Origin of the sequence: Algoriphagus litoralis (genome assembly GCF_003259255.1) — a bacterium.
GTDB lineage: Bacteria > Bacteroidota > Bacteroidia > Cytophagales > Cyclobacteriaceae > Algoriphagus > Algoriphagus litoralis.
On record NZ_QGOL01000013.1, the window covers coordinates 38,342 to 54,390 of the forward strand.

Here is a 16,049-nt window from a genome sequence, read left to right on the forward strand (position 1 = left end):
GGCTTATTGGGTTTTGAAGCTGTAGAGATAGGGCGCTTTGTGGCTTTTACCTGTGAAAAGTTTCTCATGGCGCTCGAGAATGTCCATACTCAGCATTTTCCGCTGAAAGCTCGTTCGTCGAAGCTTTTCTCCCAAAATCGCCTCATAGACAGCCTGAAGTTCGTTCATGGTAAAGCGATCCGGAAGTAGATTGCCACCAATAAGTTTTCTATCGAGGTTTTCCCGCAGCGTTTGGAGGGCTTTTTGGACGATCTTATCATGGTCCAAAATGAGTGAAGGAAGCTGGTCGATATCGTACCATGCGATCGAATCTGATATCGCATCGGGCTGTAGGGTTACTTTTTCATGATCGATCAGCGCATAATAACCGATAGACAGGAAGCGATCCAGCAGCCAATGATCCGAATCAATGGGGTGATTGCTCGCTTCGAAAATCCGCTTCATCACTTCAGGTTTGAATCGCTCTAATGAACCAAAAGTGTGGAACTGATCCAAGTAAACATCATGCAATCCAGTCCGCTCAAAAAGCCCTTTTTTTACTGCTTCTTCCAAGGTCTCATTCCGCTTGACAAATCCTCCAGGAAGCGCAAACCAACCCGTGGCGTGGTATTCCATAAGTAGGATCTTCAATTTTCCTTTGGAAAATCCAAATACAACCGAATCAAATGCAATGTGCGGAAGGTAATCCAAAGTTGATAAGAAAGTCATGGTAGAGACACAAATTGAATCCCAATTAACTAGGAAATTTTTGGAGAACCAATTAATATTGTCTCTCAGTGGAACAATAGATCAGGAATGGTCTTTGAAGTCCAAGTTTTAATTTTTTTTATAGATAGGATTGGGGATTTTGACTTTTTGAAAAATGATTTTGCCCTATGCATTCCAGTTAAAAAAATTGAACCATTCTTAGGAATGATTGCCTTTAACAGATTAAAGCTTAACACAGATTCTGTTAACCTTGAAGGTCGGATTTTCCGACCTTCTTTGTTTTTCAATATACCAAAACAGGTTTGTTTCCTTCACAGGTGACGGTCCGAGGTGGTACAGCTAGCATGCAGTCAGAGACTACTTGATGAGCTCGGTTGTATTGAACTTGTAGGGAAGTATATTCTTCCACCAGTTCAAGAAAATCCTGTTCGACGCTTTGGTGATAGGCGATGTATTTGGTAGGGCCTCCGCAGGCCTTACTTCCCATGGCGGTGAATCTCCACTTTGCCGAATTGGTACAAGCAATAGATTCAGAAAGCGTGAGAATCTGGATTTCCAGTTCTTCTAACTTTTCAGAATCAACCACCAAAAAATCCTGAGAATCTTCGCAGCTAAAGCTCGCCAGAAGGAAAATTAAAGGTATCCAAATCAAGTTTTTCATAGCGAAATGAATTTGTCTCTATCACGCATTTTGAATTGGAAATGCTACTTTTTTACAAAAATTTTCTTGCCATCCACGATGGTCAACTCAATTTTCGTTTCATGGATTTCCATAGGATTACAGGTGAATAGATCTTTCGAAAAAACGATCAGATCCGCCAGATGGCCTTCTTTGATTAAGCCCTTCTTTTTTTCTTCAAAAGTGGAATAGGCTCCCATGGAAGTGTAGGCTTTCATCGCTTCGTAAATGCTGATTTTTTCCGTAGGAATCCAACCTCCTTCAGGAAAACCCGATGGATCCCGCCGATTCACTGCGACGTGAATCCCCCGGATAGGATCCAGGCTAATGCAGGCCGGCCAATCTGAGCTGAAAACCAATTGGGCGCCACTTTTCAAAATAGAATTCCAAGCAAAGGACCAAGGAAGCCGTTCTTCACCGATGGCTTTGGACCAGACTCCTACTGTGGCAGGATCTGCGTGGATGGGTTCCATACTGGCTAGAATCCCAGATTTGGCGAATCGGTAAATATCCTCAGGCGCAATCGTTTCGATGTGCTCGATTCGGTGCCTTCTTTCCCGCTGTGGGTTTTCAGCACTTGCTTTTTCATAGGCCAAAAACACCTCTCTAACGCCCCTGTCGCCGATTGCATGGGTGTAAAGTCTGAAGCCAGCAGCATCAAGCGTTGATACCAAGGATTTGTATTTTTCTTCGGATATATTCAGCATCCCAAGCGCCAATTCATCGTCCGGGAGTAGGTCTGCATAGTGCTCCAGCATGGCAGCAGTATGTGACTCAATGACCCCATCGATCATGAATTTGATGGCATCGGCTCGGATCCAAGGGTTTTCTGTGCCAATGCTGTCTTTCAGGACATTGAACCGATCGAGTGCAGCATCGGAAGATCCTTCTCCTACAGAAAATGCCGCAGCATAGCGTATGGTCAACTCTTTTTTTTGCAGCAAGTCCAAATAAAGTCTCAGTTCTTCTTCGCTTCCACTGGCGTTTTGCATGCTGGTGATTCCAAGTGAAGCGGCGAGTTCCATGCCTTTTTTGAGTGCATTTATCTTGTCCTCGTAGCTCGGCTCGGGCACTAAATGCCCAACAAGACTCATCGCATCTTCTTTGAGCGCTCCTGTTGGATTTCCCTGGGCATCTTTGACCACTTCACCAAATCCCTCAAAAACTGTGGAGGAAGTAATTCCGGCCAGTTCCAGTGCTTTTGGATTAGCGTAGGCGCTGTGACCGTCATAGGCTTTGAGGAAAATGGGCCTATCAACATCAAGCGCCTTCATGGTTTGATGGTCAGGTAGTCCGGATTCGAAATAGGTGTACTGCCAGCCCCGACCGGTGATCCAGTCTTTAGTGGGGTTATTTTGAATAAAATCAGAAGTGATGGAAAGTACCTCATCCAGCGACTTGGTAGCCAATAAATCCACCTGAGTCAGGCCCATCGATCCACTCAAAAAGTGGATATGGGCGTCGTTGAATCCGGCGGTGACCAACTTTCCCTGTAGATCAATGACTTCTGTCCCCGAACTTGCTAATTCCAAAAGGGACTCTGAATCACCTATTTTGGTTATTTTATTTCCTGTGATAGCCACAGCCTCCACAAAAGTCTCCGGGCCTTCTCCAGTCCATATTTTTCCGTTGGCAAGGATCAGTGTTGGGGAGTCTATCGGACTGCTGCAACTCATCCAAAGACTGCAAATCAATAGGGAAAAGGTTAGCTTTTTCATGAATTTGATTACTAATTCCTGCTTGGGCTCATGTTACGAATGGCTGAGATCTTCCAGCTTTTTCTGTGGAATATGACCGTGAAGCTACTCCAGAGATTCCGATCCTCACCTGTAGAGGAAGTAATGATGTAGCGGCAATCGACAAGGGCGATTTCATCGGAGAGGAATTTGATTTTTTCTACGTGAAGTTTGCGTGAGCCTGGATTGGTAGTAGAGCTTCTGAGCATTCCGTCGATGGCTGCTTGGATGCCGTTACGCCATTCACCGGAGGAGACCAATTGATCTACATCCTCAGTGAGGATATTTCGAAGGAGTGCCGTGTCCCGAGTTTCTCTGGCGAGGGAATAGTCCTCTATCAATTTATGGATTTTCAATGCGTCTTCTTTTTCTCCGGGATGGATTTGGGAGAAAGCTAGAGTTGGAATAAAAAGGAAAATCCAGATTAAATATTTCATGTACTTAGAAGGATAAAGCACAGTCAAATTAGATATAAAAAGTAAAACTGCTCGTTAACAAGTTAGAAGATTTAATTTTTAAAAAGATGAAGTGTCTATTTGAAATGCTTTTCCGGCATTGGGATGATTATCAAAAGTATTCCTTATGACAATTAAAAATCAAATCAAGATCTAATGAAGTGGTAAGTTTTAGTCTCAGAAATAGGAAATAAGTAAGATTAAATTTTAAATTTATCTATGAAAAAAATTGAGCTTCCTTTGGTTCTTGTTTTATTTGCTCTGATTGGGTGTCAGGAAGAGGAAAAGCCGGATAGTCAATATGGTATCTATTTAGTAGAGTCCATTTCTACAGCTATTCCTGTTGATTTCACAAATTCAGGTGAGCAGACCATTGAGCACGATGCCAATTTTCCACTGTGCGGTCCAAGCGGATTTTCGATTGCATGGCGTATGAATAAGCAAACTCCTGTCATGGATTTTGACACATTTACATTTTCGGAACTTAGAGATAAAAGTACAAATGAGGTGGAAATCATTAGAGGATGCGGAATCACACGGAGGATTGTTGAACTCAAAGAAAATGGTGAGCTGGAATTAAAGTTTTTTGGGGATGTGGGAGTTTGGTCAACTAATCCGAAGCAAATTGATTTCCAATTTGAGATCAGGAGTTTAACGTATTTTCCAGACGAAAAAACTATTCGGATGGATACTTATCAGCAGTTGTATGATTTTTTTTTAGAAGAATATGTTGAAACTGAAGTGACATACATATTTAGCTATGAGGGTCCATTTAATCCTTTTCCAATATAAACAAAAAAACCACCCGATTCCGAGTGGTTCTAATTTCAAATCTCAAATTAATAATCTCAAATCAAACTACATCTTCCCCTCTCAGCTTCACCACGGCACCTTCCAAAATATCTCCAATCCGGATCTGGCAAGCAAGACGAGAAGTAGGATAGTATTCCGGCAGGTTTTCCAGCTGATCGAGCTCGATGTCCGTAGCTTCACCCAGACCATCTTTTCCTTCTAATACTTCCACATGGCAGGTCGCGCAAAGGGCCATTCCCCCGCAAGTCGCCAAAACAGGATATTCTGATGCCTTGAGGATTTCCATCAGGCTAAAGCCCATATCGGCTGGTGCTTCGATTTCTTGGCGATTGCCATCGTGGTCTTCTACGGTGAATTTGATCATGGCTGGGTTGAGGTAGGTTAAATTAGAATGCGTTTACGCCGTTGACAGTGGTGTATTTGAAGCTGAGTTTTTGGTCAGGATACACGTACTTGAATGCCGAGTGCATCATGATCGCGGCCTCATGGAATCCGCAAAGAATCAACTTCAGCTTACCAGGATAAGTGTTGATGTCGCCAATCGCGTAGATTCGCTCTACTCCGGTAGAATAATCCCGAGTGTCTACTTCAATGGCGTTTTTATCAATGCTGAGTCCCCAGTCTGCGATCGGTCCCAGTTTTGGACTTAGGCCAAAGAGCGGAATCAAGTAATCTGCATCTAGCGTCAAGTCTTGCTTTGATTTATCTTCTAGGATGACTTTTTCCAGTTTTTCTTCTCCAGTGACCTCTTTCAGGTTAGCGGATAGGATCAAATCGATTTTCCCGCGGTTCGCCAGGTCAAAAACTTTGGCAGCAGAATCCGGTGCGCCACGGAACGTCTCGTTACGATGTACAAGCGTGACCCGTTTGGCAACTTTCGCCAAGAAAATAGTCCAGTCAAGCGCGGAATCTCCACCACCAGCGATGACTACATTTTTGTCCCGAAAGGTTTCCGGATTTTTCACCATGTAGCTGATTCCTTTGCCTTCAAACTTCTCCAAGTTGGTCAAGACGGGCTTGCGTGGTTCAAAGCAACCCAATCCTCCTGCAATGATTACAACTTGCGCATGCACACGGGTCTTGTCACTGGTCGTGATTATGAAACTACCATCTTCCTGCTTGTCCAGATGATCCACTCGTTCGCCAAGGGTGAAGGTCGGTTGGAAAGGCTTGGCCTGCTCCATCAGATTATCCACCAATTCCTGAGCTTTCACTTCCGGATATCCTGGAATATCATAGATCGGCTTTTGTGGGTAAATCTCCGAAAGCTGACCTCCCACCTGTGGCAGGGCATCAATTAGGTGGCAACGCATCTTAAGCAATCCTGCTTCAAATACAGCAAACAGCCCAACAGGGCCCGCTCCAATGATGCAAAGGTCAGTATTGATGGTGTTTGTGTTCATGGCTTTTGGGTTTTAACCCATGTAAATTGCAAAATGTTCGTACAAATATAATTAGTATGCTAAATACTTTTATTCTTCACTAGGTCCTCCAAGATTCTGATAGATCGTATCCAGAATCCGCTTGAATTCCTCAAAATCTTTTGGAGTCAGATTTTCCCAGGCCTTCTCCCGGATTTCTAAAATTTTCGGTTTGAGCTCACTGACTTTTTCCAAACCTGAATCAGTCAAATGGAGCTGAAAACTTCTTCTGTCCTGAGGATGAGGAACCCGCTCGACGTAGCCCTTTTTGCAAAGCAAATCAATGATACGCGTGAGGGTAGGATGATCCTTGAAAACGAGATTGGCTAATTCCGTTTGGCTTAACAGTTCGTTCTCCGAAAGGTTTTTCAAAACCAACCACTGGTCTACCGTGACGTCAAACTCACCAGCCTTAAATTGATGTTGAGCGTACTGTTTCACCTTTCGAGCCGTGCGATCGAGCAGAAAGGAATACCTTGCAAACAGTTCTTGTGTCATACCAATAGTTAGTGTGACAAATATATAAATAATATTTATTTGGATTATACACCCTACAAAAATTATAGGGTTTGTAGAAAAATTTATTTAAGTTGGTTTGTATGACCTTCCGAGGCCTGATTTGAACAGATCGGAATTACTCTGCCAAATATTTATGGACAAAACTAATCGCCATCGCGCCCTCGCCTACAGCTGAGGCTACCCGATTCATAGCGCCTGAACGCACATCGCCCGCTGCAAATATTCCAGCTATGGAGGTTTCCAAAAGCAAAGGCTCACGCTCTTTTTTCCATGTTTTCTTGAATCCCGAGAGTCCCAGAAGGTTTCTTCCTGTGACGATAAATCCCTTTTCGTCCAATACAATGCCTTCATCCAGCCACTCGGTCATCGGTTTAGCACCGATAAAAATATAGAGGGCATCGGCATGAACCCTCGTAGTCTCACCAGTCTTGAGATTCTGGATGTCCAATTCTTCTAATTGGGACTCTCCATAGGCTCTGACGATCTCTGATTCACCGGAAACCCGAATACTGGGTGTAAGTGAAATCTGCTCGATCAAATAAGAGGACATAGTAGAATGTAGGGAGTCTTTCCGGATGAGGATAGTCACCGACTTTGCAAACTGGGATAAGTACATGGCTGCTTGACCTGCAGAATTGCCTCCGCCGACAATAAATACATCCTTTTCCTTGCATGCTGCTGCTTCGGTATTTGCAGCGCCATAATACACCCCAGCGCCGTTGAGATTGGATAGGCCCGGTTGATCCAGCTTTCTGTAGTCGACTCCAGCTGTGAGCACTACTGCTTTGGTAGGGATTTTTTGACCATCTGCCAGATGGATGATTTTATAGGATCCTTGCTGCTCGATGCCAGTAACCTCTCCTGGAGAAATAAACTCCGTTCCAAATCGCTTGGCCTGAGCTAAGGCCCTTCGGGTCAATTCCGCGCCACTGAGTCCAGTAGGAAAACCAAGGTAATTTTCAATTCTAGAACTTGTACCTGCTTGCCCTCCGGGTGCTTTTCGCTCGATCAGCAAAGTCTTCAATCCTTCTGAGCCGCCATAGACTGCCGCTGCAAGTCCCGCTGGACCAGCCCCGACAATGACCACATCGTACGTTTCTTCCCGAACTGCCTGTTGGAGACCAATTGATTCTGCGAGTTGGCTTAAACTCGGCTTTTGGATGATTTTGCCATCAGGAAAAAAGACAACCGGCAGGTCTTCTTGCTTCAATTCATTGGCCTCTAGTAGTAGCTGACTTTCTGTATGATTGGGATAATCGATCCATTGAAATGGGATCAAGTGGCCCGATAGGAAATCCTTGATCGCATGAGAAACCGGTGAAAACTGAAAGCCAACCACCTTTATTCCTTTGAATTCGGGACGAAAGTCAAATTGCCAGTCGTCCAAAAGTTCGTCCAAAACAGGAAATAGCTTTTCCTCAGGCGGATCCCAAGGTTTATTCAAATAGAAGTCTAATCGGATATTATTGATGGCTTTGATCGCTGCGTCTGTATCTGAATAGGCTGTGAGCAGTACTTTTTTTGATTTTGGGAAATAGGGCTTTGCCTTTTCCAAAAAGTTAACACCTTCCATCTCCGGCATCCGTTGGTCAGAAACGATCAGCGCAAGGTCAGTTCCTTGATTTTTCAGTTCAGTGAGCAGTTCCAGCGCTTCTTTGGCTGATGAAGTGCTGAGGAGTTCGTAGTCTTTTCTGTAGCGGGATTTCAGATCGCGACTTATCGAGCGAAGGACTTGAGGGTCATCGTCTACAACTAGTATTACAGGCTTTTGCATCAATCTTTGGGTAGTTCTACTTTGAAAAGTGTGTGTCCGGGTTTGGATTCTACCCGTATCGATCCACTGTGTTTGAGCACAATTTGGTTAACAAGATCCAGACCCATTCCTGTTCCTTTTCCAATGCTTTTTGTGGTAAAAAAGGGATCGAAAATCTTGGATTGGATTTCATCCGGAATTCCGGTGCCATTATCGTGAAACTCTATACAGACTGTTGTTTTTCCAGGAATCAACCGGACTTCCAAGGTCGGCTCAGCTGTGGATTCCATAGCGTCTATAGCATTGTCAATGAGATTGGTCCAGATTTGATTGAGCTCGCCGGTATATCCGCAGACAAGGATTTCGGATTCGGGTCGGTTGAATATAACCTTGACTCTGGAATCTTTGATTTTATGCGCCAAAATGGCCAAGGTATCTGCAATTCCTTTGACCAAATCCACCTCGCCTTTTTCCGGTGCACGATCCATGTGTGTATAGGATTTGACTGCTCCGATTAGCTTGCCGATTCGCTCCGTAGCAGTTTGGATATTGTTGATTAGGGCTTGGCTCTGCAGCAAAAACTGGATCCAGCTCAGCCAAACTGGTACCAATTCGGGATTGATTTTCGATACCCATTCCTGGATTTCGTCTGGGTTGATCCCAAAGTCGCAAAAAACCTCTGAAGCTTCGTCGGCCTCCTGTACGCCCCATTCTTCCAGACGGTCCAGCCAATCGTTTTCGAGCTTGCGGATTTCTAATGGTTTCATATCGGGTGATCGTTGCGAAATTTTCCACTTTTCAATGGATTCGATGAGTTTTTCCTTTTCCCTCTCATCCAGACCTGAGGTAATCAGGGAAAGCTGTTGCATTATCTCCGATTGAAACAGGCGATGCAGTTCTGCATTGTCCCGGTTGATAGAGGCGATGGGGTTATTCAACTCATGTGTCAATCCTGCCGAGAGCTTGCCAAGTGCCAGCATCTTTTCATTTTGCAAATTTTGGGAGGTAAAATTTCGAACTCTCGAGACCATGAAGTGAACCAGTTCCTCGGTCAGTTGAGGATTGTGGAGGATCAGCTCTTGGATTTTTGACTTTGGGTAGCTTAAGATTTCGGCAGGGCTGGTGACTTCTCCGTATCCGATGGATTTTTGAGCTCTGGAGTAGGGCAGATAGCCTAAAATTCCACCCATTTGGTATTGAGCAAAAGAGCGTTTATTTCCCCCTTGAAAATAATACAGGTCCAGTGTCCCTTCCAGGAAAATATATATCCACTCGATCGGCTGATCTGGCTCAAATAAAAATTCTCCAGGGTTGAGTGATTTAATTTCTGAATTTTCAAAAAGCCATTTCAACTGAGAATCTGGCACGTTTGAAAACTCCGGAATGCTTCTTAAAGCCTGAAATGCTGCGCTTGCTGAGATTCCCATTTTTTCTGATTTAAATTAAAAGTCTACAAACAGTTGATTATCTACTTTTCCTTAACTCGGAGCTGGATAAAAATTTATCCAAAATAAAGATTGTATTCGTTAATCCCATCACACGTACTGAAAGAAGCGGATTAAATTCATGTTTTAAGATTGATCTCTAGGTGATTGGCTTCATTTCTGTACTTTTGGACAGGATTAATTCCTAATGCTTAACCCACCCCAAATACTTAACACAAATGAAATGGAATTCTGTCATCGACAAGGCGCTTGAAGTCTTGCGAACATCTGACCGTGGCTATGTACTCATGGACATGTACAACAATATCCTCACACCGGAGGAAGCTGCATTCAACAAAGTCCAAGTGATTCCCTATAATGTTTTGAAATTTATCACGACCCAGTTCTCAGCGATGGGTTTGGATATTTCGGATAAAAATGTGCGGATCAAGCTCATTGCCTTACTTGAGGAGTTTGACCGACTCCAAAAAGAGCGGATTAAATAATAGGCATTTTGCTTTTTACAGCCGATGGATAATAAAAAAAGGCGACTAGAAGTCGCCTTGATTTTTTCAGAAAGAGTAGTGATTATTTAGAGAAAGAAGCCTTTAGCGCCTCTACATCTACATTTTTGATCACAGGCTTAGCGCACAACTGCTTGATTTTGATTACGCGAGCGGTCTGACCTTGTCTTTTTCTTTTCAGTTTTCTTTTTAGTGTTGTTACAGCCATGGCCTTATATGTTTAGATTTTTGAGTTCGAAATGAGGTGCAAAAGTAAGGAAACAATTTATTACAGCCTACAAATCTTCCCATTTTATTCCTGAGTATTACCGGAAATAAGGCAGGCTTTTGGTGATTTTTAAATAAATTTGAGCTCCAATTACCAAAAATCACCCATGCAGAAGCCGAGTTTGCCAAAAGGCACCCGAGATTTTGGACCCTTGCAGATGGCCCGAAGGACATTCATTCTGGACACAATCAAGGACACTTTTCAGCTTTTTGGCTACCAGCAGATCGAGACTCCCGCCATGGAAAATCTCAGTACTCTCACTGGGAAGTATGGCGATGAAGGAGATCAGCTGTTGTTCAAGATCTTGAATAGCGGGGAGTTTCTTAAGGATGTTTCTGCCGATGATCTACAAAAACCATCTGGTGCTGTTTTGACCAAATTGTCTGAAAAAGGCCTTCGCTACGACCTGACGGTTCCTTTTGCTCGCTATGTGGTCATGAATCGCAATGACTTGACGTTCCCTTTTAAGCGATTCCAAATCCAGCCGGTATGGCGGGCCGATAGACCACAAAAGGGGCGCTATCGTGAATTTTACCAATGTGATGCCGATGTGGTCGGGACAGATAGTTTGGTTTGCGAAGCAGAGATCGTCCTGATGATTCGTCGGGTTTTTGAGAAGTTGGGATTGACAGATTATAGCATCAAAATCAACAACCGTAAAATCCTTACCGGAATATCGGAAGCGATAGGGGAGGCTGGTAAAGAAGGCCCGCTTTGCGTAGCGATCGATAAGTTGGATAAAATCGGTTGGGAAAAAGTCAAAGAAGAATTGACACAGCGAGGATTTGGTTCGGAATCTTTGGAAAAACTGACTCCATTAGTAACTCTGGAAAGTGATCTTGCTGGAAAGATTCAATTTTTGAAGGGTTTTCTTAGTAGCTCCGAGACAGGATTAAAAGGTGTGGAAGAATTGGAGGAGACTTTCGCCATCCTTTCCCAAATGGGAGAAGATCTCACTTATATTGACTTTGACATCATGCTGGCCAGAGGATTGTCCTACTATACCGGTGCGATTTTCGAGGTGAAAGTTAACCATGTTTCTATTGGTTCTGTGAGTGGAGGCGGTCGATACGATAATCTCACCGGGGTTTTTGGACTTCCGGGTGTTTCGGGTGTTGGCTTTTCTTTTGGAGTAGATCGCCTGTATGATGTGATGGATGAGTTGAATTTATTTCCAGCGGAAAGTCATACAAGTACACGATTGCTTTTAACTTATTTTGATCAGCAGGGATTTCAGTATGCACTTGGACTGCTTCATCAATTTCGCAAAGTGGGAATCAAAACTGAAATCTTCCCAAACCAAGTCAAAATTCAAAAACAGTTTGACTTTGCCAATAAAAAAGGAATTCCGTTTGTAGCTGTCTGCGGCGAGGATGAAATCAATTCAGGACAAGTCTCGATCAAAAACATGACTACTGGCGAACAGACCAAATTTACAATGGAACAGGCGATTCAACACTTGGCTTAATCTACCCGAAGTATTGCGGAGATTGGTAGATAAATCCCACCTTTCAAGGAGATGAAAGTGTCTCCCACAGCCCAAACGGTGGTTTCGACCTGATAGGTGTTAAGGTCAGCAGCTTCAAAAGTGAGTTTGACCTTGGTTTGAAGCAAGTTGCCGAGAGTCTGTGATCTGTAGAGGTCTGCCATTCGTTTTTTTTGGTCCTCAGGATTGAGAATAACGTCGGATTTGGAGAAGCTCAGGCTGAAGATATTTTCTTTGTCAATAGTAAGAATGGTTTTCATTCGGCTTAGGTTTGGTTAATTCTTTTTACTTTCTGAGCCAAAAAAATGTTACATGAGTTATTTATATGATTTTCAAAATGCTAGCTTATAATTTAGCAAAAAAGATAATTAGAAGTAGTAGAAAAGTTTGATAAAAAATAGCGACAATAAACACGAAAGCAATGTTTGATATAATGGGAATGATGGGCAAAGTCAAAGAAGCCCAAGCAAAGATTAAAGAAGCACAGGCAAGATTGGTTCACCTGTCGGCGGAGGGTGAATCAGGTGCAGGCCTAGTGAAGGTCTTGGTCAACGGTGACCGCAAAGTCATGAAAATCGAAATGGATGAGTCACTGGTCAATGCCAACGACAAGGAAATGCTCAGCGATTTGATCGTAGCAGCTACCAACAAAGCCATGGACGCTATCGATGTGAAAATCAAGGCAGAAATGAAATCAGCAACGGAGGGAATGATTCCCAATATTCCAGGAATGGATCTGGGTAGTATGTTTGGATGAGCCGGGCTGCTATTGTCATTCTGAATTACAATGGAAGTCAGGTTTTGCCTACTTTCTTGCCTTCTGTGATGGCTCACAGTAAGTACGACTGTTGGATTATTGACAATGCGAGTACGGATGATTCTGTTGATTTTTTAGAGAAAGGGTTCCCACAGATCCCCCTGATTCAGCTTAAATCAAACTTTGGGTATGCCGGTGGATACAATTGGGGATTGGAGGAGCTGAGAGGAAAATATGAGTACCTAATCTTGCTCAATTCTGATGTGGAGGTTACTCCTCACTGGGATGTTGACCTGGTAAACTGGTTGGATAAGCATCCGGATTATGCTGCCCTTCAGCCCAAGATTCTGTCTTGGCAGGATCCAAAAGTATTTGATTATGCCGGAGCAGGCGGAGGTTTTTTAGACGATTTGGCGTATCCTTATTGTCGGGGAAGAATCTGGAATACCCTGGAAAAAGATCATGGCCAATACGATGATGCTATTCAGGTTGATTGGGCCTCAGGTGCCTGTTTTGTAATCAGAGCAAGTGATTTTTTTGAGCAAAACGGATTTGATGCTCATTTTTTTGCCCACATGGAAGAAATTGATCTCTGTTGGCGACTGAGGAGAACCGGTCGCAAGATCGGGTATTTGGGTTCAGTTAGCGTTTTTCATCAAGGTGGAGCTACGCTGGATCGTTCCAGCCCTCGGAAACTTTACCTCAATATCCGAAACAGCCTCAGCATGATCTTTAAAAATGTAAATGGGCTCCGGTTTTTGGGTATTCTAATTTTAAAGGCAGTGATTGAGTGGACAGCTGCTATGGGATATTTGCTAAAGGGCCAAAAAGAATTTGCTTTCGCAGTAGTTAAAGGGTACCGGGACTTTTGGCAGGGAAGGAATTTGATGGAAATACCCAATAAAAAACCTGAACTGGAAATTGCCAATTCAGGTCCTGCGCGTCTTGTTTTTTGGAATTACCTAGTACTAAGGAAACGAGTTTTCAGCCAGCTTTAGTCAAACAATACCGGGTTATTCATTTTGCGAAAATACTTCCGGATTTTCATCATCATAGCCATGCTTACGTAGAGGATGATGGGGGATCCCATGGTCACAAATGATGAATAAATAAAGAAAAGCCGAATACTGTCAATGGGGAAATGTAGTTTTTCTCCAAGCCGAGAACAAACCCCAAAGGCTCGCTCCTCAAAGAATAATTTCAGTTTTTCCATAGTTTGTGGTGGTTTAGTATGCCAAAAATAAGATAATTTGACATTAATTTCTATTAAGCTCAATAAAGCACAAATGTTTAAAATCCAGTGTCTTCTTTTTCTATTGCTTTCGAACTCAGTATTTTCTGGGTCAATAATAATGCCTGAAAACAAGTTTTTAAAAGATGCTGCGCTAATCCCACAAAAACTTGTACTGGATAGGGATTCGATTCAGTTTACCGTTAAGGGGACCATTCCAATAGAATCAATTCTTTCTCCCAAAAACCCCCAAGTCAGACTTTCATTTAGAGGGGCTGATACTGTGCTTGATTTGGGAATTTTAGAACTGGAGAAAAATGTGGCAAACTACAGCTATGAAAAGGAATTTTCGCTAAAGTTTGCTCCATGGATGAGTAGTGCGAGCCTGGAGCTTGTTTTTCAACAAGGAAAAAAAGACAGTCAATCTGGAAAGGAGACCAAGATTCTGTCAAAAGGTGTTGTCGCCCCACAGTTGATGGTCAAACTAGGCTCCGTGTACGCAGATGAGCCAATTTATCCAGTTGGTCTTTTTATTACTTCACAGAATATTGACCGAGATATTGTCCGTGTGAAGGACTTTGCTCTGCAATTCGATTTGGGTTCGGGCAACTATAAATCCAATGCATCAAATTCAAGAACCTTGTCCGAAATTGATGCTTTTATAGAAGCCAATCCAGATATTCTTGAAATAAAAATCACGGGAATACAATCACCCGAAAGCGGAGAAGGGAAAAACAGTGTCTTGGGTATGAACCGGGCCGAGGCAGCAAAAAAGGCATTAGGAGTCCGCCTCAATTCCCTAAAAGAGTCCCAAATAAAGGTGGATTCCCGCTGGAAGGATTGGTTTGATCTCAGACTACTGCTTAGGGACTATAATGGGATTTCTACCAATCGTAAAGATGAACTCTATGCGATTTTGATGAATCAAGAAGCCTATATGGAACAGAGCGAGCGTCTTCGAAAGGTCCCTGGATTCTCCCAGGTATCTCAGGACTTATTTCCCAAACTTAGGGTTGCCAAAATTGAAATTGCTGCTAAACCAAGATCAGGACTGGATATGCAGCAATCCATCAAGCTTAAAGAAGCCTTGTCCAAATCGGATGGGACAAACTCCTTGTCTTTTGAAGAATGGGCTTTGGCTGCGGAAGCAAGCCCAAGCTTGGAAGAAAAGGCTGTGATCTATTCCAAGATGACAGAATTTTACCGATCAGCTTTGCCTTATAATAATATGGCAGTGGTCAGAATGAGGCAAGCCCAGCGCACACTGGATCCCCAATCCCAAGAAATCCTTTGGGAAGAGGCGATGAGACTTTTGACCCAGGCGTATCGAATTGATCCCAATCCCTATACGATTCACAATCAAGGTCAAATTCTCGTATTTCAAGAAAACTATTGGGATGCCTATGTGAAGTTGTCCGAGGCTTCGGGGATGACTCAAAATTCCGACTTCATTCAAACCAATGAGGCCTTAAAAGGAGCCTTGGATATTTTACGGGGTGATTATAAATTGGCTACACTACGCTTTGATTACAAATTCTCCAATCCCAAGGATTATTTTAACAAAGGACTGGCCTATTACATGATTCAGGACTATTCAAATGCAACGATGGCGTTTGAGGAATCAGTAGAGCAAGGGAGAGAGTTTGGATATGGTTTTTACGGTCTAGCAATGATCGCTGCAGCTAGCGGACAAAAAGAGGTTGCCATTATTCATTTAAAGAAAGCAATTGCTGCAAATAGGCAATTGGCAGACAAAGCATTCCGAGATCCGCTATTTGAAGAACTTCGCGAAAGCAAAGAATTTTTTACGGAGTTGTCTTCAAACTGAATTTTTGATAGAACTTAAAAAATTACAAACTGGGTCATTTTTTGTGATTTTTTCAAGAAAACAACTTTTTGTTTCGAGAATTCATATTTTAATAAAGGTTTTATTAGGTTTTATACTTTCTAGAGGCGAAGTATTTATAAGAATCTGAAAAAAATCGAATTTTAATTTGGACATGGAGGTTTGAAATTTGTTTTAGATTATTTAACATTGAGGGTTAAGAATTAACAATAAAACCCAAAATTCAAGCCTATGATCTATTTTACTTAGAATTACGCCCTCTCTCAATCAGCATCTACAGATGCACTCAAACCTACTGGTTTTTATTAAGCAGGTCTTTCGACCAAGGTAAATCGCGATGAACTCCTGAACGTCAGGTGTTTTTAAAATTGCTGTTTTAAGAATAATCGCAAACGATTGCATAATCTATTAACAAACAAGTTTTTGAGA

The 16,049-nt window shown here is 42.8% G+C and carries 17 protein-coding genes; 6 read left to right on the forward strand and 11 right to left on the reverse strand.

Annotated features, from left to right (window positions below):
• Window positions 1–3: 3 nt before the first annotated feature.
• From DK188_RS15600 to DK188_RS15615, 4 genes are all read right to left on the reverse strand, one after another.
• Window positions 4–708 carry an NUDIX hydrolase gene (locus tag DK188_RS15600; RefSeq protein ID WP_111671768.1) on the reverse strand — a complete coding sequence of 235 codons (705 nt, stop codon included), beginning with the start codon at window positions 706–708 and terminating at the stop codon, window positions 4–6.
• 283 nt (window positions 709–991) lie between these two features.
• The gene (locus DK188_RS15605) at window positions 992–1,369 is read right to left on the reverse strand and encodes a hypothetical protein (protein ID WP_111671769.1); all 378 of its coding nucleotides are present in this window, start codon (window positions 1,367–1,369) and stop codon (window positions 992–994) included.
• Window positions 1,370–1,413: 44 nt separating this feature from the next.
• Window positions 1,414–3,105 (reverse strand): amidohydrolase, encoded by a 1,692-nt coding sequence (locus DK188_RS15610; RefSeq protein ID WP_111671770.1) that lies wholly within the window; start codon window positions 3,103–3,105, stop codon window positions 1,414–1,416.
• 11 nt (window positions 3,106–3,116) lie between these two features.
• Window positions 3,117–3,560 (reverse strand): YybH family protein, encoded by a 444-nt coding sequence (locus DK188_RS15615; RefSeq protein ID WP_111671771.1) that lies wholly within the window; start codon window positions 3,558–3,560, stop codon window positions 3,117–3,119.
• Window positions 3,561–3,797: 237 nt separating this feature from the next.
• Between DK188_RS15615 and DK188_RS15620 the strand changes: the two genes are divergently transcribed.
• Window positions 3,798–4,370 (forward strand): hypothetical protein, encoded by a 573-nt coding sequence (locus DK188_RS15620; RefSeq protein WP_111671772.1) that lies wholly within the window; start codon window positions 3,798–3,800, stop codon window positions 4,368–4,370.
• Window positions 4,371–4,431: 61 nt separating this feature from the next.
• On the opposite strand, the gene DK188_RS15625 is transcribed toward DK188_RS15620, so the two are convergent.
• The 5 genes from DK188_RS15625 to DK188_RS15645 all read right to left on the reverse strand — a co-directional run bounded on the left by DK188_RS15625 (window position 4,432) and on the right by DK188_RS15645 (window position 9,511).
• A complete protein-coding gene (locus tag DK188_RS15625) occupies window positions 4,432–4,755 on the reverse strand; it encodes a 2Fe-2S iron-sulfur cluster-binding protein (RefSeq protein ID WP_111671773.1) in 324 nt (107 codons plus the stop codon).
• Between the two features lie 22 nt (window positions 4,756–4,777).
• On the reverse strand, window positions 4,778–5,794 hold the full coding sequence (locus DK188_RS15630; RefSeq protein WP_111671774.1) for an NAD(P)/FAD-dependent oxidoreductase: 1,017 nt from the start codon (window positions 5,792–5,794) through the stop codon (window positions 4,778–4,780).
• 69 nt (window positions 5,795–5,863) lie between these two features.
• The gene (locus DK188_RS15635) at window positions 5,864–6,310 is read right to left on the reverse strand and encodes a MarR family winged helix-turn-helix transcriptional regulator (RefSeq protein ID WP_111671775.1); all 447 of its coding nucleotides are present in this window, start codon (window positions 6,308–6,310) and stop codon (window positions 5,864–5,866) included.
• A 136-nt stretch (window positions 6,311–6,446) separates the two neighbouring features.
• Complete coding sequence (locus DK188_RS15640; protein WP_111671776.1) at window positions 6,447–8,105, reverse strand: FAD-dependent oxidoreductase; 1,659 nt, start codon at window positions 8,103–8,105, stop codon at window positions 6,447–6,449.
• Window positions 8,105–9,511 (reverse strand): ATP-binding protein, encoded by a 1,407-nt coding sequence (locus DK188_RS15645; protein WP_111671777.1) that lies wholly within the window; start codon window positions 9,509–9,511, stop codon window positions 8,105–8,107. The genes DK188_RS15640 and DK188_RS15645 overlap by 1 nt, the downstream gene beginning before the upstream one ends.
• A gap of 236 nt (window positions 9,512–9,747) precedes the next feature.
• Here DK188_RS15645 and DK188_RS15650 point away from each other — a divergent pair, with 236 nt between their 5' ends.
• Both DK188_RS15650 and hisS read left to right on the forward strand, forming a co-directional pair.
• Window positions 9,748–10,014: a hypothetical protein gene (locus DK188_RS15650; RefSeq protein ID WP_111671778.1), complete on the forward strand. Its 267-nt coding sequence runs from the start codon at window positions 9,748–9,750 to the stop codon at window positions 10,012–10,014.
• Window positions 10,015–10,406: 392 nt separating this feature from the next.
• Window positions 10,407–11,768, forward strand: coding sequence for a histidine--tRNA ligase (gene hisS / locus DK188_RS15655; RefSeq protein ID WP_111671779.1), 1,362 nt, complete (start codon window positions 10,407–10,409; stop codon window positions 11,766–11,768).
• On the opposite strand, the gene DK188_RS15660 is transcribed toward hisS, so the two are convergent.
• A complete protein-coding gene (locus DK188_RS15660) occupies window positions 11,765–12,046 on the reverse strand; it encodes a hypothetical protein (protein WP_111671780.1) in 282 nt (93 codons plus the stop codon). The two genes, hisS and DK188_RS15660, sit on opposite strands and share 4 nt — an antisense overlap.
• 161 nt (window positions 12,047–12,207) lie before the next feature.
• Between DK188_RS15660 and DK188_RS15665 the strand changes: the two genes are divergently transcribed.
• Both DK188_RS15665 and DK188_RS15670 read left to right on the forward strand, forming a co-directional pair.
• Complete coding sequence (locus tag DK188_RS15665) at window positions 12,208–12,543, forward strand: YbaB/EbfC family nucleoid-associated protein (RefSeq protein WP_111671781.1); 336 nt, start codon at window positions 12,208–12,210, stop codon at window positions 12,541–12,543.
• Entirely contained in the window at window positions 12,540–13,541 is a 1,002-nt protein-coding gene (locus DK188_RS15670; protein WP_111671782.1) for a glycosyltransferase family 2 protein, read from the forward strand. The genes DK188_RS15665 and DK188_RS15670 overlap by 4 nt, the downstream gene beginning before the upstream one ends.
• Here the strand turns inward: DK188_RS15670 and DK188_RS15675 are convergent.
• Window positions 13,538–13,756: a PspC family transcriptional regulator gene (locus DK188_RS15675; protein WP_111671783.1), complete on the reverse strand. Its 219-nt coding sequence runs from the start codon at window positions 13,754–13,756 to the stop codon at window positions 13,538–13,540. The two genes, DK188_RS15670 and DK188_RS15675, sit on opposite strands and share 4 nt — an antisense overlap.
• Before the next feature lie 139 nt (window positions 13,757–13,895).
• Between DK188_RS15675 and DK188_RS15680 the strand changes: the two genes are divergently transcribed.
• The gene (locus DK188_RS15680; RefSeq protein ID WP_111671784.1) at window positions 13,896–15,602 is read left to right on the forward strand and encodes a TPR end-of-group domain-containing protein; all 1,707 of its coding nucleotides are present in this window, start codon (window positions 13,896–13,898) and stop codon (window positions 15,600–15,602) included.
• The last annotated feature ends 447 nt before the right edge of the window (window positions 15,603–16,049 follow it).

Bases quoted from the DNA above. Each gene is read 5' to 3' on its own strand.
- DK188_RS15605 (WP_111671769.1), bottom strand. From the start codon at position 1,369: ATGAAAAACTTGATTTGGATACCTTTAATTTTCCTTCTGGCGAGCTTT.
- DK188_RS15635 (WP_111671775.1), bottom strand. From the start codon at position 6,310: ATGACACAAGAACTGTTTGCAAGGTATTCCTTTCTGCTCGATCGCACG.
- hisS (WP_111671779.1), top strand. From the start codon at position 10,407: ATGCAGAAGCCGAGTTTGCCAAAAGGCACCCGAGATTTTGGACCCTTG.
- DK188_RS15615 (WP_111671771.1), bottom strand. From the start codon at position 3,560: ATGAAATATTTAATCTGGATTTTCCTTTTTATTCCAACTCTAGCTTTC.
- DK188_RS15675 (WP_111671783.1), bottom strand. From the start codon at position 13,756: ATGGAAAAACTGAAATTATTCTTTGAGGAGCGAGCCTTTGGGGTTTGT.
- DK188_RS15620 (WP_111671772.1), top strand. From the start codon at position 3,798: ATGAAAAAAATTGAGCTTCCTTTGGTTCTTGTTTTATTTGCTCTGATT.
- DK188_RS15645 (WP_111671777.1), bottom strand. From the start codon at position 9,511: ATGGGAATCTCAGCAAGCGCAGCATTTCAGGCTTTAAGAAGCATTCCG.
- DK188_RS15665 (WP_111671781.1), top strand. From the start codon at position 12,208: ATGTTTGATATAATGGGAATGATGGGCAAAGTCAAAGAAGCCCAAGCA.
- DK188_RS15670 (WP_111671782.1), top strand. From the start codon at position 12,540: ATGAGCCGGGCTGCTATTGTCATTCTGAATTACAATGGAAGTCAGGTT.
- DK188_RS15625 (WP_111671773.1), bottom strand. From the start codon at position 4,755: ATGATCAAATTCACCGTAGAAGACCACGATGGCAATCGCCAAGAAATC.
- DK188_RS15630 (WP_111671774.1), bottom strand. From the start codon at position 5,794: ATGAACACAAACACCATCAATACTGACCTTTGCATCATTGGAGCGGGC.
- DK188_RS15600 (WP_111671768.1), bottom strand. From the start codon at position 708: ATGACTTTCTTATCAACTTTGGATTACCTTCCGCACATTGCATTTGAT.
- DK188_RS15680 (WP_111671784.1), top strand. From the start codon at position 13,896: ATGCCTGAAAACAAGTTTTTAAAAGATGCTGCGCTAATCCCACAAAAA.
- DK188_RS15660 (WP_111671780.1), bottom strand. From the start codon at position 12,046: ATGAAAACCATTCTTACTATTGACAAAGAAAATATCTTCAGCCTGAGC.
- DK188_RS15650 (WP_111671778.1), top strand. From the start codon at position 9,748: ATGAAATGGAATTCTGTCATCGACAAGGCGCTTGAAGTCTTGCGAACA.
- DK188_RS15640 (WP_111671776.1), bottom strand. From the start codon at position 8,105: ATGCAAAAGCCTGTAATACTAGTTGTAGACGATGACCCTCAAGTCCTT.
- DK188_RS15610 (WP_111671770.1), bottom strand. From the start codon at position 3,105: ATGAAAAAGCTAACCTTTTCCCTATTGATTTGCAGTCTTTGGATGAGT.